The organism is Actinokineospora lacus (assembly GCF_053813445.1).
This window is the reverse complement of the sequence record NZ_JBQERA010000007.1, coordinates 335,493-357,569: the sequence shown is the minus strand read 5'-3', so window position 1 is coordinate 357,569 and position 22,077 is coordinate 335,493. Positions and strand designations below refer to the sequence as shown.

Genomic DNA, 22,077 nt, shown 5'->3' with positions numbered 1-22,077 from the left:
TGATTGGATGCGATTGTCAGTACCGACCCTGCGAGGACCCCCGCCTCGCCGTGAACCCGAGTTCCCCGAGGTGTCCCGTGGCCGCGCCCAACCTGACCCGTGACCAAGCCCGCGAGCGGGCCGCCCTGCTGGAGGTGCAGTCCTACACCGTCGAGCTGGATCTCACCGACGGTCTCGGCCAGCCGGGAGAGGCCACCTTCGGCTCCCGCACGACGGTGCGCTTCAGCGCCCGCGAGCCCGGCGCCCGCACCTTCATCGACATCGTGGCCCGCTCGGTGGAGTCCGCCGAGCTCAACGGCGTGGCGCTGGACGTCTCCGGCTACACCCCCGGGACCGGCGTCGAGCTGCCCGACCTGGCCGCGGACAACGAGCTGACCATCGTCGCCACCTGCGAGTACATGAACACCGGCGAGGGCCTGCACCGCTTCGTCGACCCGGTCGACAAGGGCGTGTACCTGTACTCGCAGTTCGAGACCGCCGACGCCAAGCGGATGTTCGCCTGCTTCGACCAGCCCGACCTCAAGGCGGTCTACACCCTCGCGGTGCTCGCCCCGGCCGACTGGAAGGTCATCTCCAACTCCGCGGCGCCGCTGCAGTCGGAGGTCCCCGCCGGGGACAACCGCGCGGTCCGCCACGAGTTCACCACCACCGAGCGCATGTCGACCTACCTCGTCGCCCTGGTCGCGGGCCCCTACGCCGAGTGGCGCGACGCCTACGTCGACGAGCACGGCACGATCCCGCTGGGCATCTACTGCCGGGCGTCGCTGGCGGAGTTCATGGACGCCGAGCGCCTGTTCACCGAGACCAAGCAGGGCTTCGGCTTCTTCCACCGCGCCTTCGGCGTGCCCTACCCCTTCGGCAAGTACGACCAGTGCTTCGTGCCGGAGTTCAACGCGGGCGCGATGGAGAACGCGGGCTGCGTGACCTTCCTGGAGGACTACGTCTTCCGCAGCAGGGTCACCCGCTACGCCTACGAGCGCCGCTGCGAGACCGTGCTGCACGAGATGGCGCACATGTGGTTCGGCGACCTGGTGACCATGCGCTGGTGGGACGACCTGTGGCTCAACGAGTCCTTCGCCACCTGGGCGTCGGTGCTGGCCCAGGCCGAGTCCACCGAGTACGTCCACGCCTGGACCAGCTTCGCCAACATCGAGAAGTCCTGGGCCTACCGCCAGGACCAGCTGCCCTCAACCCACCCGGTCGCCGCCGACATCCCGGACCTGGAGGCCGTCGAGGTCAACTTCGACGGCATCACCTACGCCAAGGGCGCCAGCGTGCTCAAGCAGCTGGTGGCCTACGTGGGGCTGGAGAACTTCCTGTCCGGCCTGCGGGTCTACTTCGACAAGCACGCCTGGGGCAACGCGACCCTGAGCGACCTGCTGGCCGCGCTGGAGGCGGCGTCGGGCCGCGACCTGTCGTGGTGGAGCGCGCAGTGGCTGGAGACCACCGGCCTGAACTCCCTGCGCGCGCGCTTCGAGGTCGCCGACGGCAAGTTCACCGCGTTCACGGTCCTGCAGGGCGGCGCCAAGCCCGGCGCGGGCGAGCTGCGCACCCACCGCGTGGCCATCGGCGTGTACGACGACGTCGACGGCAGGCTGGTGCGCACCCACCGCGTCGAGGTCGACGTCGACGGCGAGCAGACCGACGTGCCCGACCTGGTCGGCGTCTCGCGCGGCAAGCTCGTGCTGGTCAACGACGACGACCTGACCTACTGCACGATGCGCCTCGACCCCGGCTCGCTGACCACGCTGGTCGACCGCATCGGCGACATCACCGAGCCGCTGCCGCGCACGCTGTGCTGGTCGGCGGCCTGGGAGATGACCCGCGAGGCCGAGCTGAAGGCCCGCGACTTCGTCACCCTGGTCTGCCGCGGGCTGGCCGCCGAGACCGAGGTCGGCGTCGTGCAGCGGCTGCTGCTGCAGGCCCAGACCGCCCTGGCCTCCTACGCCGACCCGGCCTACTCCCCCACCGGGTGGGCGTCGTTCACCGACCGGGTGCTGGAGCTGGCCCGCACCGCCGAGCCCGGCTCGGACCACCAGCTGGCCTACGTCAACTCGCTGACCGGCTCCGCGCTCGACGCGGCGAAGACGGCGGTGCTGCGCGGCTGGCTGGACGGCAGCGACCCGCTGCCCGGCCTGGCCGTGGACACCGACCTGCGCTGGCGCCTGCTGCTCGCCCTGGTGGCGCACGGCGCCGCAGGCGAGGACGAGATCGACGCCGAGCTGCGCGCGGACTCCACCGCGGCGGGCAACCGGCACGCCGAGCGGGCCCGCGCGCTGGTCCCCACCGAGGCGGCGAAGACCGAGGCGTGGCGGCGCGCGGTGCACGACGACGAGCTGCCCAACGCGGTGAGCGAGGCCATCATCAACGGCTTCTCCCACCCGGCCCAGCGCGAGCTGCTGGCCCCGTTCGCCGCGCGCTACTTCGAGGACGTCGCCGACGTGTGGGCCCGGCGCTCCAGCGAGCGGGCGCAGTCGATGGTGCTGGGCCTGTACCCGGCCTGGGCGGTGGCCCCCTCCACTGTGGAGTCCTCCGACGCGTGGCTGGCCGCCGACCACCCGCCCGCGCTGCGCAGGCTGGTCTCCGAGGGCAGGGCGGGCATCCTGCGCGCCCTGGCCGCCCGGGAGTTCGACGGATCGTGAGCACACGACGAAGGGCCCGGACCATGTCGTCCGGGCCCTTCGTCGTGGTTCACCAGTGGAGCGGAGTCGATCGGCGGATCAGTGGATCAGCGGATCACTTGCGGGGCGCGGTTCCCGCCTGGTCGGCCAGCATGCGCAGCGCGCTGACCAGGCCACCGGTCAGGTCGCCCTCCTTAAAGGAGGCGACCATCGTCATGATGGCCAGGTTGCAGCCGCGGTCGGGCAACCGGCGCGCGGACTCGGTGCCTGTGACGATCTCGACCTTGCGCTGTCCGGGTGAGACCGCTATGAGGACGGCGTTGGCGGAGTGCTCGCCGATGGCCGCGTGCAGCTCCTCCGCGCGGTCGCGGGAGTCGGCCCCGAGGGCGCCGAGGTAGATGCTGAACAGCAGCCCGGTGGAGCGCGAGGAGAGCGTCAGCGCCTCGTCGAGACGGGTCAGCTGGACGGTGGAGAACGGCAGTCCCGGCTCGGCCGGGGTCTTGGCCCTGGCCACCGAGACCCGGCCGCTCGCGGTCACCGCGGAGCCGTACCCGTGGTCGGGGTCCTCAACACCGGTGTCGGCGTGGCGGACCAGCTCACCAGCTCCCACGGGCACCTCCCTTGGCCGTGCGCCGGGGCGCGCTGTCAGTGGCGGAGGCCGCGCTGTGGCTCGAGTGCAGGCCCGCGGGGTTGGCCGTCCACCAGACCGGGTCGAACTCCCACTCCTGGCCTGGGCGGTACCGGGGATTCTTCGCGAACCGGTCGCGCAAGGTCACCAGCGCGACCATTCCGTAGATCGCCAGCGGAATGACGGCGAACACGAGAAGGGTCTCGACGATCGTCACGGGCGCTACGGTAACCCACAATGAGCCCACCACCCCGCGCCGCCCTACCCGCACTCAAGCGGGAGTAACTCTCAGTAAATGGTTGGTGCTCTCTTGGTAAGGCCATTAGGCCGACGGCCAGCCCCCCGGGTAGCACAAAGGGCGTACCAACAAGAGGCGAACGGCCCTAAGTGGGCAGGCGAACGGCCTTGCGGTGGGTTGACGTCTTGTCGGTTACCCACCAGGGTCATAGCTTTCACCTATACGGCCCTTGCGAAACAGCTCACTCCTTGATCGATGTGTGACCGCTCCCGGGAGGACACTCCATGTACATCATTGCTTCCCTCGATGAGGCAAGGATCTTCACCCAGACGGGCGAGTCCACGCATTACCTGAATGGTGGCACTCGCGTCACCCGGGGTACCCATGTCACGCGGGGCACGAGGGTCACTGTTGTGCATCCTGACACCCCGGAGACCGACCGCACCAGAGTTTCGGCCAACGAGAAGGAGATTCTCGTCATGGGCACGCGAGTCACCCGCGGCACGCGGGTCACCAGGGGAACCCGGGTCACCCGGGGCACGAGGGTCACCGCCGAGTTCGGCACCCGGGTCACCAGGGGCACCCGGGTCACGCGCGGCACCAGGGTCACCGCCGAGGAGCGCGGCACGCGGGTGACCAGGGGAACCCGCGTCACCAGGGGCACGAGGGTCGCCGCTGAACTGGCCCGGATGGGCACCCGGGTCACCCGGGTCACCAGGGGAACCCGGGGCACGAGGGTCACCGCCGAGTTCGGCACCCGCGTCACGGCGGTCGACTTCGGTACGCGCGTGACTCGCGGAACCCGGGTCACCAGCGGCGCGACCATGGAATTCGGCACCCGGGTCACCCGTGGAACGCGCGTGACCAACGGCGCGACCATGGAATTCGGCACCCGCGTGACTCGCGGAACCCGGGTCACCAGCGGCGCGACCATGCAGTTCGGCACCCGGGTCACCCGGGGAACGCGGGTTACCAGCGCGACCGAGGACTTCGGCACCAGGGTCACCGCCGGGTTCGGCACCCGCGTCACCCGCGGAACGCGCGTGACCAACGGCGCGACCATGGAATTCGGCACTCGGGTCACCGCGGTCGACTTCGGCACGCGCGTGACTCGCGGCACGCGGGTCACCAATGGCACCCGCGTGACCAGGGGCACCAGGGTGACCGCCGTGGACTTCGGCACCCGGGTCACCCGGGGCACGCGCGTCACGGGCGGCCCCCGTGTCACCGCAGCCTGACCTCACAGCACCGACAGTACCCAGGATCACCGACAGTTTCAGTTCGACGAGCAGGCCGATCGACGATCACGCGGCGGGTTCCCCCAGATAGGGCAACCAGAGCGGGTCGGCGTCGACCACCCCGGCGAGCAGCCGCCAGTGCGGCCCCCGGGGCGCCGAAGGCACCACCCGCAACCTCCAGCCCAGCTCCGTCAGGAGCTTGTCGGCCTTGCGGTGGTTGCACTTGGCACAGCACGCGACGCAGTTCTGCCACGTGTGCTGCCCGCCGCGACTGCGCGGCACCACGTGGTCTATCGTCTCCGCCCGACCCCCGCAGTACGCGCAGCGGTAGCGGTCGCGCAGCATCAGCCCGGCCCTGGTCAGCGGCACCCGACCGCGGTAGGGCACCCGCACGTAGGTGGCCAGCCGGATCACCGAGGGCATCTCGACGCTGGACTTGGCCGAGTGCACGACCAGGCCCGCGGGGTCGCCGTGCACGACCTCGGCCTTGCCGCAGACCACCAGCACCACGGCGCGCCGCATCGGCAGCGCGGTGAGCGGCTCGTACGTGGCGTTGAGCAGCAGGACTCGACGCCGACTCCACGTGGGGCCCTGACGCTGGACCGGGAGGGGTCCGCCGCCCGGATCGGGCAGTTGGGCCATGCGCGCGTCCAGTCCGGAGGACGGTTTCGCGCACAACGAGGCCATCGGCGCCACCCCGTGGACGGCGCCGATGGGAGTCGGTTGTCGGTCTGGCACTCGACCACCTCCACCAGTGCTGTCTAAGTCGACCATAAGTCGGCCCTTGAACGCACGTCTGTTGTGTGACGTGTCCCGCATCTAGCCAGGACCGCCGCGTCAACAGTGCCCTAGTGGAGCAACGCGGCGCACGCTCTTTGAACCCCGGCGCGTGCCCTGGCTATCGTCGGCGCCGATGACTGCCAACTTTCCCCTCCACCTCGAACCGCCGCCGTGCCTGGACGAGACCGGCTCGTGGTGTCGAGAGGTCTACGACCTGACGGGCAACGCCTGGGTGGCCGCCTCGGCGGACTGGCTGGTCGCCAAGCCCGCCAAGATCCTGCTGATCGTGCTGGTCGCCGCCGTCCTGCGGCTGATGGCGCGCAGGCTGATCGACCGCCTCACCACCGGCGACGGGAAACCCCCGAAGCTGCTGCGCCCGCTGCGGGAGCGCGCGCCGAACGCGCTGGGGTCGATGCTGAGCGAGCGGCGGGCCCAGCGGGCCAAGACGATCGGCTCGGTGCTGAAGTCGATCATCACCTTCGTGGTCTACGGCCTGGCGGTGGTGCTGGTCCTCGGCGAGCTGGGGCTGAACCTGGCGCCGATCATCGCCTCGGCGGGCATCGTCGGCGTCGCGCTCGGCTTCGGCGCGCAGAACCTGGTCAAGGACTTCCTCTCCGGCATCTTCATGCTGCTGGAGGACCAGTACGGCATGGGTGACGTCGTGGACCTCGGCGAGGCCATCGGCACCATCGAGGGCGTCGGGCTGCGGGTGACGACGCTGCGCGACGTCAACGGCACCGTCTGGTACGTCCGCAACGGCGAGATCCTGCGGGTCGGCAACTCCAGCCAGGGCTTCGCGGTGGCCTTGGTGGACCTGCCGGTCGGCTACAGCGTCGACGTCGAACAGGTGAACGAGATCCTGCGCCGGGTCAGCGCGGAGCTGACCGAGGACAAGGAGTTCTCGGGCGATGTGATCGAGCCGCCGGAGGTCCTCGGTGTGGAGAAGGTCACCCCGGAGGGGATGACCCTGCGGGTGACCGTGAAGGTGCGTCCTGGCAGGCAGTGGGCGGTGCAGCGGGCCCTTCGCGCGCGGGCGATGGGGGCGATGGAGGCCGCGGACATCCAGCCGCCGTTCGCCAGGCTGTTCCCCCCGCCCCCGGCATAGGCGGGCGTGGGGGAGGATGGTGGGGTGGCAACACCTGAGAACTTCTACGACGCGGTCGGCGGTGAGGACACGTTCCGCCGGATCATCGCCCGGTTCTACGTCGAGGTCGCCAAGGACGAGGTGCTGCGCCCGCTCTACCCCGAGCAGGACCTCGGCCCGGCCGAGGACCGGCTGCGGCTGTTCCTCATGCAGTACTGGGGCGGTCCACACACCTACTCCGATCAGCGGGGCCACCCCCGCCTGCGGATGCGGCACAATCCGTTCACCATCGGCCCGATCGAACGCGACGCCTGGCTGCGCTGCATGCGGGTCGCCGTCGACGAGGCGGGGCTGGACGAGCGGCACCAGGCGCAGCTGTGGCAGTACCTGGAATCGGCCGCGAACAGCCTGATGAACAGCTGGGTCTGAAAGAGTCAACTCGTGCGGGCTTCGGGGAGCCCGACAGGCTGGAATGGCAGGCAACGTGCGACGAAGCGCCGACTCGCGCCCCGGGGGGGTGTCGTGGTGGCAGGACGCGGTGTTCTACCAGGTCTACGTGCGCTCCTTCGCCGACTCCGACGGTGACGGCGTGGGGGACCTGGAGGGCATCCGGTCCCGGCTGGGCTACCTGGAGCTGCTGGGCGTCGACGCGCTGTGGCTCACCCCGTTCTACCGCTCCCCCATGGCCGACCACGGCTACGACGTGTCCGACCCGCGCGACGTCGACCCGCTGTTCGGCGACCTGGCCGCCTTCGACCGCCTGGTGTCCGACGCGCACGACCACGGCATCAAGATCACCGTCGACCTGGTCCCCAACCACACCAGCGACCAGCACCCGTGGTTCCAGGAGGCGCTGGCCGCCCCGGCGGGCAGCCCCGCCCGCAACCGCTACTACTTCCGCGACGGCCGCGGCGACGCCCCGCCGAACAACTGGACCAGCGTCTTCGGCGGCCCGGCGTGGACCCGCGTGCCCGACGGCCAGTGGTACCTGCACCTGTTCTCCCCCGAGCAGCCGGACCTGAACTGGGACGACTCCCACGTGCGCGCCGACCTGGTCGAGACCCTGCGGTTCTGGCTCGACCGCGGCGTCGACGGGTTCCGCATCGATGTCGCCCACGGCATGGCCAAGCCCGACGGCCTGCCCGACATGGACCCGGCCGCGGTCGCCGTCATGGCGGGCGCGCAGCAGCCCGACGTGGTGGACCCCCGCTTCGACAACGACGCCGTGCACGAGGTCCACCGCCTGATCCGGGGTGTCCTGGACGGCTACCCCGCCACGATGGCCGTCGGCGAGATCTGGGTCGACGACGACGAGCGCTTCGCCCGCTACCTCCGGCCGGACGAGCTGCACCTGGGCTTCAACTTCAAGCTCGCCCAGGCCGACTTCGACGCCGACGCCGTGCGCCGCGCCATCGAGCGCTCGCTGGTCGTGGCCTCGCCCACCTGGACACTGTCCAATCACGACGTGGTGCGCCACGTGACCCGTTACGGGGACGGGGATGCCGGGACCCGGCGGGCGCGGGCGATGGCGCTGGTCGAGCTGGCGCTGCCCGGGGTGGCGTACCTGTACAACGGCGAGGAATTGGGGCTGCCGAACGCCGACCTGCCGGACTGGGCCCTGCAGGACCCGATCTTCCGGCGCTCGGGCGGGGCGGAGCGGGGCCGCGACGGCTGCCGCGTCCCGGTGCCGTGGGAGGGCGTGGAACCGCCGTTCGGCTTCACCACCGCCGAGACGACCTGGCTGCCGATCCCCAAGGACTGGGGCCCGCTGACGGTCGAGGCGCAGCTGGAGGACCCGGGCTCCATGCTGTCGCTGTACCGGCAGGCCGTGGAGATCCGCAAGACCCACGCGGCCTTCGACGGCACGGAACTGGAGTGGTACGGCGCTCCCCCCGGCTGCTTCGCCTTCCGCCGCAAGGGCGGCGGGCTCATCTGCGCCCTGAACACCTCGGCGGCCCCGGTGCCACTGCCCCCTGGCGAGGTGCTGCTGTCGAGCGCGCCGCTGGAGGGCACGCTCCTGCCCCCGGACGCCTCCGTGTGGCTGGTCTGAGTCATCAGTCCGAACAGGCGCATCGGAAACGTCCGGCATTCGGTGCGCGACTACATATCCACAGGCTTGTAGTAAGCACCACATGCACGGGGGTAGCAGCAGGATGAGCGATGATGCCGCGACGAGCACACTCGTCGACCGAGCAAAGCGGCTATTCCAATTCCTCGCGCGCGCCCAGCAGCAGCGCACCAAACCCACCCGGATAGTCAGCAAGTACGAGAAGGTGGTGTGGTGGTCCGCTCTGCCGGACCACCCAGCCGTGCAACGCCATGTGGCCCCAGGCGCTGACGACCCCATCCTGTCTGTTGCCCGGCTGATCCGCCAAGACGTCCCCCAACCTCACAGTGAGCTGCGGGACTGGCTCATCGGCGACCTCGACACACCGGAACAAGCGCCCGCCCTTCGTGAGTTCATCCACCTGCCCCACCATGACGAGCAGATGCGGCGGGTCGAGGTCACCGAACGACCCGACGTCCAAGACGCCTACCAGCGCTGGCTGGTGAAGTGGCAGGCGTGGGCGGAGCTGGAACTGGTCGACCGGCCTGCGCGCCATCTATACCAAGAGCTGTTCTCCACTTTTCTCAAGGCAACCGGCCATCCCGAGGACTTCGAGCTGGTCGTCGCGGTGGGCTGTCTGGCGTGGCAGCCCGAGGGACACGAACCAGTGCTGCGACATCTGCTCACCGCACCGGTCTCGATCACCTTCGACGATGAGACCGGGTCGCTGGCGGTCGTCCGCTCGGAATCACTGGAGGCGTACAGGACCGAGCTGGACATGCTCGATCCCAGCTTGACGACCTCGCCGCGGATCAATGCCGTGCGCGAGGACGCGAGCGTGAGCACCGCACATCCGCTCGACCGAGACGAGGTCGGGCTACTCGCGCAGCGCCTGGTCAACATCCTCGACGCTGACGGCGATTACCGTCCCCACGACGCCCCTCCCTCGCCCTCGACCAGCGCAACGGCCGCGTACGCGCCCGCTCTCATCCTGCGCAAGCGGTCCCAGCAGGGCATTGTCGACATCTACGAGACGATCGTCGCGCAGCTGGCGGAGTCCGACGTCGTCCCTGACGGTGTCATCCCGTTGATCGATCCGAACCACGAGCCGCGAACAGGCGCACCCCACGGCGAGGGCGCCCTGATCACCGTCGATGACGATCCCTTCCTGCCACTCCCGGTCAACGACAAGCAGCTGGAGATCATCCGAAAGGTCGACAACAGCGCGCAAACCCTCGTGCAGGGTCCGCCTGGGACCGGGAAGACCCACACGGTCGCCGCGCTCCTGTCGCATCTGCTCGCACGCGGCAACCGGGTGCTCGTGACCGCCCACACCGACCGAGCGTTGAAGGAAGTGCGGGAAAAGCTGCCCTCGACGATCAAACCTCTATCGGTGTCCGTTGCGGGCACGTCCCGAGAGGACTTGGCCGATCTCAAACTGGCGGTCCAAGGAATCAGCAACGCGGCTTCGGAATACGACCCTGCGGACGCCGAGCGGGAGATTCGCGGGCTTGAGGCAGAAATCGACAGGTTGAGACAGCTGCGGGCGGCCCTTCGCTCCGACCTGATCAGCGCCAAGGAAGCTGAGGTCAGCCTGCACGAACGAGCCGGATTCAGCGGCACACTCGCCAAGATCGCTGAACAGCACTCGCGACAGGCCGACCAGTTCGGTTGGCTGGCGTCGCTGTTCACGGGCGGACCCGACACTCCCCCGCCGTTGCGCACCGCCGAGATCGGCGAGCTGCACCGGCTCCTCACCGATCCGGACTTGGCCGCTGACCTGCCGGAGTCCGCGCTGCGCACCGTGGACCTCGCGGACATACCGACCCCCTCGACGTTCGCCGAGAACGTCGCCGCGGAGAGGACGGCCGCCCAGCACAGCGCAGAGTGGGCCCGGGTCAGGACCATGCCCGCGTATCCCGCCGTGCACTCGATCCCCCGCCCCGTGCGCCAGGAGTTCCGAGCCGCGCTGGCCGGTATCCGAAACCGGACCATCGAGATCCGCCGCAGGACGGAGCGGTGGATTCCCCAGGCAGCGCAGGATGTCCTCAACGGCCACGCGGGTCGATGGACCGCGCGCGAACAAGCCATCACCAACCTCATCCAGCAGTGCGGTCCGGTGGTCGCGAGCTTGGGGCACACCAGGATCGAGGTGAACGGCGCCCGGGAACCCCTGCTCCACCTCGCCCGCGGCCTGCGCGAGCACTTGGCGAACGGCGGCAAACTGAAGATCGAGCCCACCGGGTTGCCCAAGATTGGCGTGTTCTCCGCGCAGATCGTCAAGCAGTCCGCCGCACTGTTCACCGGTGTCCGAGTCAACGGACTCCCACCGGTGACCACGCGGCATCTGGACTCGTTCCTCGACTGGGGACACGCCTGCGCACTGCTCGACGCGCTCGACAGGGCCTGGCCGGGCTCTGCGGACATTCCGCTGGAGGACACGCCACACGAGCGTCTGTCATGGCACGTCACCGAGGTCGATCAGCTGCGCAAGGTGCTGCGGCTGGGCGCGGACGTCAGTGGTCAGCAGGGCACCCTGCACCGGTTCCACCTGTCCCAGCCGGATTGGAGTGACGCCGATGCTCTCAAGTCCTATCTCGACATGGTGGACGCCGCCGACTCCCATGACGGCCACCAGGCAGCGGCCGCTCCCGCCGAGAACACCGCGCGCGTGCTGCACGAAGCGGCGAAATGGGACAACGCGACACCTTCCGTCAGTGCCCTGAGCGAGGCCGCCGATCGGCGGGACCACAACGCCTACGCCGCCGCATACCAACGGGTGGCCAGGATTCTCGAGGTGCGCCAGGCTGACCAGCGGCGCGGTGAGCTTGTGAGCCGCCTTGGCACCGCGTGTCCGGCCCTGGCCAAGGCCGTCGAAGCGACTCCCCAAGACGCCTCCTGGCCTCAGCGCCTCGGTTCCTTTGAGGCGGCGTGGTCATGGGCCACGACCGGCGCGTGGATCACTTCCCGACCGGTTATCGATGTCAACGAGATCCAGGCGCGGATCGCCGACACCGAGGACCGCGTCCGCGACGCCGTCGAGCAGCTCGCCGCGACCAGGGCATGGGGCCATGCCGTGTCAAAAGACCGGCTGACCGGTCAGGCACGCGCCGACCTGAATCAGTACGCCCAGCTGGTGAAAGGGCTCGGCAAGGGAACGGGGAAGTACGCCACGGCCAAGAGGTCCGAGATCCGTCAGGCGATGGACCGCTGCCGGTCCTCGGTGCCGGTGTGGATCATGCCGGTGTACCGGATCGCCGAGCAGCTGCGCATCAGGCCCGACATGTTCGACGTGGTGATCGTCGACGAGGCGTCCCAGGCCGGGCTGGAGGCAACGTTCCTGCAGTACCTCGCGCCGAAGTTGGTGATCGTCGGCGATGACAAGCAGGTCTCCCCCTCTGCCGTCGGGGTCGACCAGCAGCTGATGCGCGATCTGGCGAACCAGTACATCGCCGACGACCGGTACAAGGCGTCCTGGCAAAACCCGCAACGCAGCCTGTTCGACGAAGCCAAGATGCGCTACGGCGATGTGATCACGCTGACCGAGCACCGGCGTTGTATGCCCGAGATCATCGAATTCTCCAACAAGATCGCCTATGCGAAGGACGGCATCCGGCTCATCCCGGTACGCCAGTACGGCGTCGACCGTCTCGACCCGATCAAGACCGTCCATGTCCGCGGCGGCTATACCAAGGGGTCCACAGCCAAGGTCAATCCGCCCGAGGTCGAAGCGATCGTCGAACAGGTGATGAAGTGCCTGAGCGATCCCGCCTATGACGGCAAGACCTTCGGCGTGATCTCGCTATTGGGACCGGCACAGGCGAAGGGGATCGAGCGGGCGCTTCAGGAGCGGGTCCCGATCGAGGAATGGCAGGAACGAGACCTGCGGTGCGGTGACTCCGCCGACTTCCAGGGGTCGGAGCGCGACGTCGTGTTCCTGTCGATGGTCGCGGCGGTCGAGGAGGGCCGACGCCTCCAACCACTCACCGCGGAGAGCTACGTCCAGCGCTTCAATGTCGCCGCGTCCAGGGCGAAGGACCAGATGTGGCTATTCCATTCCGTCACGCTCTCGAACCTGGGAAATCCGGACGACATGCGGTTTCAACTCCTGGACTACTGTCTCGGGGTCAGCAGTCGCGCCAACGACCCCGAGAGCACGCATACCTCACGGGTATCCGACGATGTCCGCGATGCCCGGTTCGATTCCCTATTCGAGCAGCGGGTTTTCAACCGGCTCATCGATCGCGGCTATACGGTCCACCCGCAGTTCGAGGCGTTGCGGTACCGCATTGACCTGGTCGTCCTCGGTGGCCGCTCCCGCCTGGCCATCGAATGCGACGGCGACGCGTGGCACGGCCCCGACCAGTACGCCCGCGACTTGGCCAGGCAACGCGATCTGGAGCGCTGCGGCTGGACCTTCTTCCGCATCCCGGAATCCGACTTCTACGTCGACCGGGAAGCCGCACTGGCCGAACTCTGGTCCACCCTCGCCAAGAACGACATTCACCCGTCCGGGTGGGTGCCCTCGAAGCACGGGTAGCGGCTCGTCGGGGGTCAGACCAGCAGGGGCAGGAGGGCGTGCCTGCGGCGGACCACGGCGCCGTAGCGGGCGTCGAGGCGCATCCAGGCGTCAGTCGCGGTGACGCGGATGTGGTCGTCCTCGTCGTCGGCGAGGAAGCCCATGCCGGACATGGCGAACAGGCAGCGCAGCGGCACCTTCACCGCCATGCCCTCGCCCTCCACCGTCAGCACGGTCTGGTCGAGCAGCGACGCGGGCGGGGTGCCCTGCGGGCCGACGTTCTCCCGGGCCACGGCCAAACCCTTGTCCGCCAGGGACGCCACCGTCCGGGCGGGCACCCGGTCCACGACCTGCCAGTGCTTGCCGGGCGGCAGCGGCGAGCGCCACTGCAGGTCGCGCGGGTGGCCGGGGTCGATGCGCTCGTCGCGCACCACCGACAGCCCGGCCAGCAGCTCGTTGCCCGAGACCGTCACGTCGGTCGGGCTCAGCGTGCCCCGCGCCGAGCGGGTGGCCAGCACGTCGAACGGGGTGGCGACCCAGGCGTCGACGCGGCCGTCCTCGCGGCCCTTCAGGCGGACGACCGCCTGCTGGTCGAGCCGGACCGCCCTGGCGACGAACGCGCCGAGGTCGGCGCGCTCCTCGGGGTCGGCGAAGTGCAGTTCAGCCACGGCCGCCTCCGTTGTGCCACGCGGCGAGGAAGTCGCGCTCGCTGTCGGTGATGCGCCGGGGTTTGCCCGCCGCGAGGTCGAAGGGCGCCAGCGTCGTGCGGGCGGTGACCGCGACCGTGTCGGCCTCGGTCAGTCCATTGTGGATCACGTAGTCCAGGATGAAGTACGCGGCCCTGATCTCGCGCACCGACACCGCCACCCGCACCGCGCGGCCGGTGGCGTACAGGGGCGCGTGGTAGTCGACCGTGAGGCTGGCGACCACCACCCCGCGCGCCAGGTCCTCGGCGCCGCGCAGGGTGGCCTCGTGGAAGAGCAGGTCCACGCGGGCCTCCTCCAGGAGGGTCACGGTGCTGGCGTGGTTGACATGGCCGTAGGAATCCATGTCCGACCAGCGGGGCCGCACCTCGGTCACGAACACGCCCAACGAAGGTCCCCTCCCCGGAAACAACGACCCCGAAGCCTATCCCGAGCCCGCCGCCCGCCGGGAACCCCCGGCGGGCGGCGCTCGGTCAGCGCACCATGCTGCGCATCTGCCGCGCGGCCACCGACAGCGTGGCCAGGTCGAGCCTGCCCGACGCCTGGATGTCGGCCAGCGCGGCGCGGGCCCTGGCCAGGCGGGAGCTGTTGACGTGCTCCCAGGCGGCGATCTTCTCCGCGGCGCGGGTGCCGGGGTCGCTCTGGCGCATCACGTCGATGGTGATGGCGCGCAGCGAGCCGTACAGGTCGTCGCGCAGGGCCAGGCGGGCCAGGGCGTGCCAGCGGTTGCCCCGCTCCAGCTCGCTGACCGCGGTGAGCATCAGGTCGATGTCCAGGTGGTCGGCCAGCGCGTAGTACAGCTCGGCGGTCTCCCACGGCGAGCGCTCGGCGTCCAGGCCCGCGTCGCGCTCGGAGAGCTCGGCGATCTCGGTGATGTCGAGGAGGCTGTAGGACTCCAGCAGCGCCGAGACCTGCCCGGCCAGGCTCGCGGGCACGCCCGCTGACACCAGCGACTCGGCGTGCTGCTCGGCCTTCTCCCGTGAGCGCCCGCGCAGGAACCCGCCGACCGCGGGGGCCAGCTCGCGGGCGACCTCGTGGAACCGGGAGATCTCCGCGCCCACCGCCAGCGGCTGCGGGCGGTTGGTGAGCAGCCAGCGCGAGACCCGGTCGAGCAGCCTGCGCGTCTCCAGCACCATCCGGTCGGCGGTCTCGGTGGGCACCAGGGTGTCCAGGGCGTCGATCTCCCGCCAGATCGCGGGCAGGTCGTAGACCCTGGTGACCACGGCGAAGGCGCGCACCGCGTCGGTGGCCGACGCGCTGGTCTCCTCGGCCAGCCGGAACGCGAAGGAGATGCCCGCGCCGTCGACGACCTCGTTGACCAGCACCGTCGTGGTGATCTGGCGGCGCAGCGGGTGCGCGGCGATCGCGGTGGCGAAGCGCTCGCGCAGCTGGGTCGGGAAGTAGTCCGGCAGCCTGCGCGAGAACACGTCGAGATCGGGCAGGTCGGAGGCGAGCAGCTCGTCCTTGAGCGCCAGCTTGACGTGCGCGAGCAGCGTGCACAGCTCCGGGGAGCTCAGGGCGTCGCCCGCCTTCTCCATGGCCTTGAACTGCGCCCGCGACGGCAGCGCCTCCAGCCCGCGGTCCAGGACGCGCGCGTTCTCCAGGTTGTCGACCAGCCGCTGGTGCACCGACAGCATCGGCGCGGCGTGGGCGCGGCTGACGCCGAGCACCGCGTTCTGCCGGTAGTTGTCGGCCAGCACCAGCTCGGCCACCTCGCCGGTCATCTCGGCGAGCAGCTCGTCGCGGTTGGCGCCGTCCAGCTCGCCCGCGCGGACCAGGTGGTCGAGCAGGATCTTGATGTTGACCTCGTGGTCGGAGCAGTCCACGCCCGCGGAGTTGTCCAGCGCGTCGGTGTTGACCCGCCCGCCCGCGCGGGCGAACTCGATGCGGCCGCGCTGGGTCAGGCCCAGGTTGCCGCCCTCGCCGATGACCTTGACCCGCAGGTCGGCGCCGTCGACCCGCAGCGGGTCGTTGGCCTTGTCGCCGACGTCGCCGTGGGTCTCGGCGCTGGACTTGACGTAGGTGCCGATGCCGCCGTTCCACAGCAGGTCGACGTCGGCGAGCAGGATGGCCTTCATCAGCTCGGCGGGCGAGAGCTTCGTGGTGCCCTCGGGCAGGCCCAGCGCGCGGACGGCCTCCTGGCTGACCGGGATCGACTTGAGCGTGCGCGGCCAGACGCCGCCGCCCGCGCTGATCTTGGCGCGGTCGTAGTCGTCCCACGACGAGCGCGCGAGCCCGAAGATGCGCCCGCGCTCGGCGAAGGAGACCGCGGCGTCCGGGTCGGGGTCGATGAAGATGTGCCGGTGGTCGAAGGCGGCCACCAGCCGGATGTGCTCGGAGAGCAGCATCCCGTTGCCGAACACGTCGCCGGACATGTCGCCGACGCCGACGACGGTGAACGGCTCGGCCTGGGTGTCGACGTCCAGCTCGCGGAAGTGCCGCTTCACGCTCTCCCACGCGCCCCGGGCGGTGATGCCCATGGCCTTGTGGTCGTAGCCGACCGAGCCGCCGCTGGCGAAGGCGTCGCCCAGCCAGAAGCCGTACTCGCGGGCCACCTCGTTGGCGGTGTCGGAGAACGTCGCGGTGCCCTTGTCGGCGGCGACGACGAGGTAGGTGTCGTCATCGTCGTAGCGCACGACGTCGCGGGCCGGGACGACCGTGGTGCCGTCGAGGTTGTCGGTCAGGTCCAGCAGGCCGGAGATGAACATGCGGTAGCAGGCCACGCCCTCGGCGAGGAACGCCTCGCGGTCCAGCGCCGGGTCGCCCACCGGGACGGGCGGGCGCTTGAGCACGAACCCGCCCTTCGCGCCGACGGGCACGATCACCGCGTTCTTCACCGCCTGCGCCTTGACCAGGCCCAGGACCTCGGTGCGGAAGTCCTCCCTGCGGTCGGACCAGCGCAGCCCGCCGCGGGCCACCGTGCCGAAGCGCAGGTGCACGCCTTCCACGCGCGGGGAGTAGACGAAGATCTCGAAGCGGGGCCGGGGCTCGGGCAGCTCCGGGATCGCGCCCGGCTCCAGCTTGACCGCCAGGTACGGGCGGGGGGCGCCGTCGTCGTCGCGGACGTAGTAGTTCGTGCGCAGCGTCGCCCGGATGACCGTCAGCAGGCTGCGCAGGATGCGGTCCTCGTCCAGGCTGGTGACGCCGTCGATCATCTCGGTGATGTCGGCGATCTGCGCGCTGGCGTGCGCGGCCCGGGTCTGCGCCGACAGCGACGGGTCGAAGCACGTCTCGAACAGCTGGATCAGCGCGGTCGCCACGTGCGTGTGGGCGAGCACGGCGTCCTCGATGTACTCCTGGCTGTAGGGCGTGCCCGCCTGGCGCAGGTAGCGCGAGTACGCGCGCAGCACCGCGGCCTGGCGCCACGTGACGCCGCCGCGCAGGACCAGGGCGTTGAACCGGTCCGGGTCCACCTCGCCGCGCCACGAGGCGGTGAACGCCTCCTCGAACTCGGTGGGCAGGCGGTCGACGTCGTCGTCGGTGCGGGCCTCCAGGACCGCGGGATCGATCCGCAGGCCGAAGTCGTAGACCCACCACTCGGCGCCGTCCTCGCGCCGCAGCTCGTACGGGCGCTCGTCGAGCACCTCGACGCCCATCGCGTGCAGGACCGGCAGGACCTGGGAGAGGGTCACCTTGGCGCCCGCGAGGAACAGCTTGAGCCGCCGCTCGCCCGCCTCGGCGCCCTCGGGGACGTAGAACGAGACGGCCATGTCGTTGTCGCCGAGGGCCATGAGGCGGCGCACGTCGGCGAGGCCGACCGGGGCGTCGAAGTCCTCCTTGTACGCCTCGGGGAACACCGCGGCGTAGCGCTGGCCCAGCTCGGTGGCCGACTCCGCGCCGTTGCCCTTCTCCCCCAGCAGGGCCTCGACCATGCGGTCGTCCCACGTGCGCACGGCCAGGGTCAGCCGCTCCTGGATGCGCAGCACGTCCGGCTCGGTCCTGGCGGCCGGGTCGGTGTGGATGATGAAGTACACCTGCGCCAGCGGCGACTCGCCCAGGCGGGTGCTGAACTCCAGGTTGGTGCCGCCCAGCTCCTCCAGCAGCACCTCCTGCATCGCGATGCGGGAGGTGGTGGTGTAGCGGTCGCGCGGGAGGAAGACCAGGCAGGTGAAGAACCGGCCGTAGGGGTCCTTGCGGAGGAACAGCCGCAGCCTGCGCCTGTCCGCCAGCGCGATGACACCCGTGGCGGTGGTGTACAGCGACTCGGCGGTGGCGGAGAACAGCTCGGCGCGCGGCCAGTTCTGGATGACTTCCAGCATCCGCTGCCCGGAGTAGGACTCCATCGGGAAGCCGGCGCGGTGGATCACGTCGCGCACCCTGCGGCGCACGACCGGGATGTCGAGGACGTCCTCGTGCAGGGCGGAGGTGGTGAAGATGCCCAGGAAGCGGTGCTCGCCGGTGACGTTGCCGTCACTGTCGAACGTCTTCACGCCCACGTAATAGGGGTATGCCGTCCTGGCCACGGTCGAGGGGGCGCTGGCCTCGGTGAGGACCAGCAGGTTCGGTGAGAGGGCGTGCCTGCCCGCGTCCGGCCCCGCGGTCAGGCTGCGCGCGGCGAGGCTGTCCTGGCGCAGGACGCCGAGGCCGCTGGCCAGGATGGCGCGCAGGGCGGGCTCGCCCCCGTCGTCGACCAGCTCGTAGCTGCGGTAGCCGAGGAAGGTGAAGTGGCCGTCGGCCAGCCAGCGCAGCAGCTCCGCGCCGTCGGTGACCTGCGCGGGGTCCAGCGGGGGAGGGTTCTGCTCGAGCTGGTCGGCCAGCGTCATCGCGGTCCCGGCCATGCGGTCGGTGTCCTCGACGACCTCGCGCACGTCGGTCAGCACCGAGTGCAGCACGGTCTCGATCTCGCGGGCCCGCTCCGGATCGATGACCCGGTCGACCTCGATCGACATCCAGCTCTCGGTGAACGCCTCCGCGGGCGGCGCCTCGGCGTCGGCGCTGGGCAGCACGGCCTGCAGCTTCCCGGCGACGTCGCGTTGGACCACGACCATCGGGTGGATCACCCGCTGCACCTGGGCCCCGCCGCGGGCCAGCGCCGCGGTGACGGATTCGACCAGGTAGGGCATGTCGTCGGTCACCAGCTGGATGACCGAGCACGGCGAGGACCACTCGTCGGTCCGCGCCTCGGGGTTGAGCATCCGCACCGCGGGCCTGCCCCGCACCCGCCGCTCGGCGAGCTGGGTGTGCGACCGCACCGCGCCGACGAGGTCGCGCGGGTCGTCGTCGAGCACTTCCTCCGGCGGGATGTGGCGGTAGTACAGGCTGATCAGGTCGGCTATGTCGGGGTCCAGCTCGGCGGCCCGCGCGATGAGTTCGTCCCGGGTCTGCTCGGGGCTGCGCGCGACCGGGCTCCCGCCGAGCGGCGAGCCGTCGACGCTGGCGGCCCTCTCGGTTCGGGACGGTGTACCAGTCGAGGTCATCTTCAGGTCGGCTCCACAGTCGTTGTGACACGTCGATGTGCCACATAACGTCCTTCAGGGTAGTGCCGCCTCCCGGCAGGCCGCGTCTTGCCCGCAGCGTTCACCAGTCATTGACACTGGCGGAGAAACCGCTGCCCGTCGGCAATATTCCCGTCACGCTCCGTCCACGTCGGCAGGCGCCCAGCCCGAGGAGCGGTGCCGCCCGCCCTCATCCCAGGCGCTGGGCGGGGAATCGGTCGGATCGGCCGCCCTGGCGTCGGCCACCCACTCCCGCGGGCCGACCTCCTCCCGCGCCCTGCGCGCGGCGCGGCGGCCGGGCGCCCAGTCCTCGGGTTCCTCCGGGGTCGCCTCGGCCGGGCCACGCCAGCCCCGGCCCACGCGGGTGTAGCCCGGGTCGCCCTGGGCTCGCCTGCGCCCGCCCACCGCCTCGGTGTCGTCGGGGGCGCGGCGCCTGCCGCCGTCCTCCTGGCGCGGGGCGGGGTCGATGGGGCGGCGCGCGGCGAGGGCGGCGTTGAGGGGGGAGCGGGGTTCGGGCTGGTCCTCCCAGGTCGCCTCGGCGGGTTGGGTGGACTGGAAGGCGGCGAGGGCCTCGGCGAGGAGGTCGGCGAGACCACTGGAGGAGCGGTCCCGCCTGCTGCCGGGGCGGGTGGGGATGATGGGAGCCGAGGGATCGACCGGCTGCCTGCCGGCCGCTTGCTGAGCAGCCGGGCGGTCAGCGGGCTGCCGGGTGATCGAGTTCTCAGCCGCTTGCCGAGTGGCCGGGTGCTCGCCGGGCTGTCGAGTATTCGCGTGGTCGGCTTGCCGCGTAGCCGGGCGACCAGCGGGCTGCTGAATGCTTGAATGGCCAACCGCTTGCTGGGCAACCGGGCGGTCGACGGGCTGCCGGGCGGTTGAGTGATCGGCGTGCCGAGTAGCCGGGTACGCGGCGGCTTGCCCGGTCGCCGCGTACTCACCAGATTGCCGGGCGGTCGCGTGATCTCCCGATGCCCGGATGCCCGGATACCCGCCAGATTGCCGCATGGCCACCTGCTCGACGGGGTGCCGAGCGACCACGTGCTCGGCTGCTTGGCGAGAACCCGGGTAATCGGCGGGACGCGCGGATGACTGACCGGCTTGCTGGATGGCCGGGTGGTCGCCGGGGCGCGGGTACGACTGGTGACGGGTTGTCGACCGTGGGTCCGGCTCAGCGGAAACCGGGGACGACGGCTCGGGGGCGGTCGGTTCCGGCGTGGGCTCCTCGATCAGATCGTCCTCGGGCAGGGGACGTCCGGCGCGCCGCAGCCATTCCGCCATGGCCGGGGACGGGCGGGACGCGATGGCGGTGTCACTGCGCTGCCCCGGCTCCCGCTTCTTGTCCACAGTGGGCTCCGGCGCGGACTCCTGGATGTCTGGTGTGGACTCCCCGGAAGCCAGCTTGCTCAACCGCTCCAGCAGGCTCGCCGCGGTGGGCAGCGGATCTGCCGGCTGCGCGGCGATGCCGTTCCGGTTGTCCGATTGCCCGGCGCTGGGTTCCCGCGCGGGAACGCTCCCCTCGGGACCTTCGCTGTGCCCCCTGGAGTCCGACGTCCTGTCGCCTGCCTCGGACTGCTCGCCCCGACCCGGTGACATGCCACCCAGACCGGGTCGAGCCGAAGGAATCCCAGCGAACCCTGGACGGCCCGACGGAACCCCATCCCGGGCGGGGCCGACCTCGTTCAGGTCGGGCCGCACCGACGGGATCTCGCCGGGCTCAGGTCGCCCCAGCGGAACCTGGTTCGACTCGGGTCGCACCGCCGGACTCCCACTGAGGCCGAGTCGCAGTGGCGGGATCTCGTCCAGCTCATCCCGGACCGGCGGGGTCTCGTCAGGATCGGGGCGCACCGGCCGAACTTCACCGGAGCCAAGCCGAACCGGCGGAATCTCATTCGACTCACCCGAAATCGCAGGGATCTCACCGGCACCAAAACGCACCTGCGGAGACTCGTTCACGTCAGGCCGCGCCAACCCAACCTCACCAGAGCCAAACCTCATCGGCGGGATCTCATTCGACTCACCCCGAACCGGGGGGATCTCACCAGGGCCAAGTCGTGCGGACGAAGACTCATTCAAGTCAGGCCGGGCCAGCCGAATCTCACCGGAGCCAAGCCGCACGGGCGGGATCTCATTCGGCTCATCCGGGACCGCAGGGATTTCGCTGGGGTCGTGTCGGAGAGGCGGGATCTCGTTGGGCTCCGGTCGCAGCGGTGGGATTTCGCTGGGGTCGCGGCGCAGCGGCGGGATCTGGTTCGGCTCGTCGGGGACGGGGGGGATTTCGCTGGGGTTGGGTCGAGTCGGCGGCTGGTCAGGGCCGGGTTCGATCGGGGGGATCTCGTCCGGTGCGGGCTCGACCGGTGGTATGCCGTCGGGGTCGATGGGCGTGTCGGCGGCTGAATCGGGAGAGATGGCGGCGCCGACGGTCAGGTAGGGGTCGAGGTCGTCGTCGGGGGCGCGGCGGCGGCCACCACCCGCGGCGGCGGTGATGCCGAAGCGGCTCAGCACCTCGTGGGCGTCGGACGGGACGGCCTCGGTTCGCCTGTCCCTGCGGGACGGGCGCGCGGCGGTGTCAGGGAGCGGTGTCGTTGGCGGTTGAACCGGTTCGGCGGGCGGCGCCTGCTCGACGGGCACACCCCGCAGGGTGGCGCGAGCGGCCTGCAGCAGGGTTTCCAGGCCCCGCGCGACTCCGCCCGCGACGTGGTTGGCCACAGCGGTACGCACGGTCACCGGCATACCCCCGGCGTCCGTCAGCCACACCCCCCGCGCGGCCTGTTTCCGGATGATCCCCG

13 protein-coding genes are annotated in these 22,077 nt (G+C 70.5%); 6 read left to right on the top strand and 7 right to left on the bottom strand.

Annotation, left to right across the window (positions count from 1 at the left end):
- Positions 1–77: 77 nt before the first annotated feature.
- Complete coding sequence (gene pepN, locus ACTG9Q_RS20005) at positions 78–2,642, top strand: aminopeptidase N (protein ID WP_455574340.1); 2,565 nt, start codon at positions 78–80, stop codon at positions 2,640–2,642.
- Positions 2,643–2,736: 94 nt separating this feature from the next.
- Here the strand turns inward: pepN and ACTG9Q_RS20000 are convergent, their stop codons facing one another.
- On the bottom strand, positions 2,737–3,231 hold the full coding sequence (locus ACTG9Q_RS20000) for a DUF5130 family protein (RefSeq protein WP_455574339.1): 495 nt from the start codon (positions 3,229–3,231) through the stop codon (positions 2,737–2,739).
- On the bottom strand, positions 3,218–3,466 hold the full coding sequence (ctaJ, locus tag ACTG9Q_RS19995; protein WP_455574338.1) for an aa3-type cytochrome oxidase subunit CtaJ: 249 nt from the start codon (positions 3,464–3,466) through the stop codon (positions 3,218–3,220). The genes ACTG9Q_RS20000 and ctaJ overlap by 14 nt, the downstream gene beginning before the upstream one ends.
- A gap of 500 nt (positions 3,467–3,966) precedes the next feature.
- Between ctaJ and ACTG9Q_RS19990 the strand changes: the two genes are divergently transcribed.
- Complete coding sequence (locus tag ACTG9Q_RS19990) at positions 3,967–4,725, top strand: hypothetical protein (protein ID WP_455574337.1); 759 nt, start codon at positions 3,967–3,969, stop codon at positions 4,723–4,725.
- Positions 4,726–4,791: 66 nt separating this feature from the next.
- Here ACTG9Q_RS19990 and ACTG9Q_RS19985 read toward each other — a convergent pair whose 3' ends face one another.
- Positions 4,792–5,463, bottom strand: coding sequence for an HNH endonuclease (locus tag ACTG9Q_RS19985; RefSeq protein ID WP_455574336.1), 672 nt, complete (start codon positions 5,461–5,463; stop codon positions 4,792–4,794).
- A gap of 175 nt (positions 5,464–5,638) precedes the next feature.
- Between ACTG9Q_RS19985 and ACTG9Q_RS19980 the strand changes: the two genes are divergently transcribed.
- From ACTG9Q_RS19980 to ACTG9Q_RS19965, 4 genes are all read left to right on the top strand, one after another.
- Positions 5,639–6,610 carry a mechanosensitive ion channel family protein gene (locus ACTG9Q_RS19980; RefSeq protein ID WP_455574335.1) on the top strand — a complete coding sequence of 324 codons (972 nt, stop codon included), beginning with the start codon at positions 5,639–5,641 and terminating at the stop codon, positions 6,608–6,610.
- A 24-nt stretch (positions 6,611–6,634) separates the two neighbouring features.
- Positions 6,635–7,018: a globin gene (locus ACTG9Q_RS19975; protein ID WP_455574334.1), complete on the top strand. Its 384-nt coding sequence runs from the start codon at positions 6,635–6,637 to the stop codon at positions 7,016–7,018.
- A gap of 43 nt (positions 7,019–7,061) precedes the next feature.
- Positions 7,062–8,639 (top strand): glycoside hydrolase family 13 protein, encoded by a 1,578-nt coding sequence (locus tag ACTG9Q_RS19970; RefSeq protein ID WP_455574333.1) that lies wholly within the window; start codon positions 7,062–7,064, stop codon positions 8,637–8,639.
- A 103-nt stretch (positions 8,640–8,742) separates the two neighbouring features.
- On the top strand, positions 8,743–13,176 hold the full coding sequence (locus tag ACTG9Q_RS19965) for an AAA domain-containing protein (RefSeq protein WP_455574332.1): 4,434 nt from the start codon (positions 8,743–8,745) through the stop codon (positions 13,174–13,176).
- Positions 13,177–13,190: 14 nt separating this feature from the next.
- On the opposite strand, the gene ACTG9Q_RS19960 is transcribed toward ACTG9Q_RS19965, so the two are convergent.
- The 4 genes from ACTG9Q_RS19960 to ACTG9Q_RS19945 form a co-directional block, all read right to left on the bottom strand.
- Entirely contained in the window at positions 13,191–13,823 is a 633-nt protein-coding gene (locus ACTG9Q_RS19960) for a hypothetical protein (RefSeq protein ID WP_455574331.1), read from the bottom strand.
- Positions 13,816–14,241: an acyl-CoA thioesterase gene (locus ACTG9Q_RS19955; protein WP_455574330.1), complete on the bottom strand. Its 426-nt coding sequence runs from the start codon at positions 14,239–14,241 to the stop codon at positions 13,816–13,818. The genes ACTG9Q_RS19960 and ACTG9Q_RS19955 overlap by 8 nt, the downstream gene beginning before the upstream one ends.
- Before the next feature lie 91 nt (positions 14,242–14,332).
- Positions 14,333–19,276 carry an NAD-glutamate dehydrogenase gene (locus ACTG9Q_RS19950; RefSeq protein ID WP_455574329.1) on the bottom strand — a complete coding sequence of 1,648 codons (4,944 nt, stop codon included), beginning with the start codon at positions 19,274–19,276 and terminating at the stop codon, positions 14,333–14,335.
- Between the two features lie 153 nt (positions 19,277–19,429).
- Positions 19,430–20,884, bottom strand: a complete 1,455-nt coding sequence (locus tag ACTG9Q_RS19945; RefSeq protein WP_455574328.1) for a hypothetical protein — start codon at positions 20,882–20,884, stop codon at positions 19,430–19,432.
- Positions 20,885–22,077: the final 1,193 nt, after the last annotated feature.

Excerpts from the sequence above, each read along its gene's own strand:
- ACTG9Q_RS19990 (WP_455574337.1), top strand. The coding sequence starts at position 3,967 with ATGGGCACGCGAGTCACCCGCGGCACGCGGGTCACCAGGGGAACCCGG.
- ACTG9Q_RS19980 (WP_455574335.1), top strand. The coding sequence starts at position 5,639 with ATGACTGCCAACTTTCCCCTCCACCTCGAACCGCCGCCGTGCCTGGAC.
- ACTG9Q_RS19970 (WP_455574333.1), top strand. The coding sequence starts at position 7,062 with ATGGCAGGCAACGTGCGACGAAGCGCCGACTCGCGCCCCGGGGGGGTG.
- ACTG9Q_RS19965 (WP_455574332.1), top strand. The coding sequence starts at position 8,743 with ATGAGCGATGATGCCGCGACGAGCACACTCGTCGACCGAGCAAAGCGG.
- ACTG9Q_RS19950 (WP_455574329.1), bottom strand. The coding sequence starts at position 19,276 with ATGACCTCGACTGGTACACCGTCCCGAACCGAGAGGGCCGCCAGCGTC.
- ACTG9Q_RS19945 (WP_455574328.1), bottom strand. The coding sequence starts at position 20,884 with ATGTCACCGGGTCGGGGCGAGCAGTCCGAGGCAGGCGACAGGACGTCG.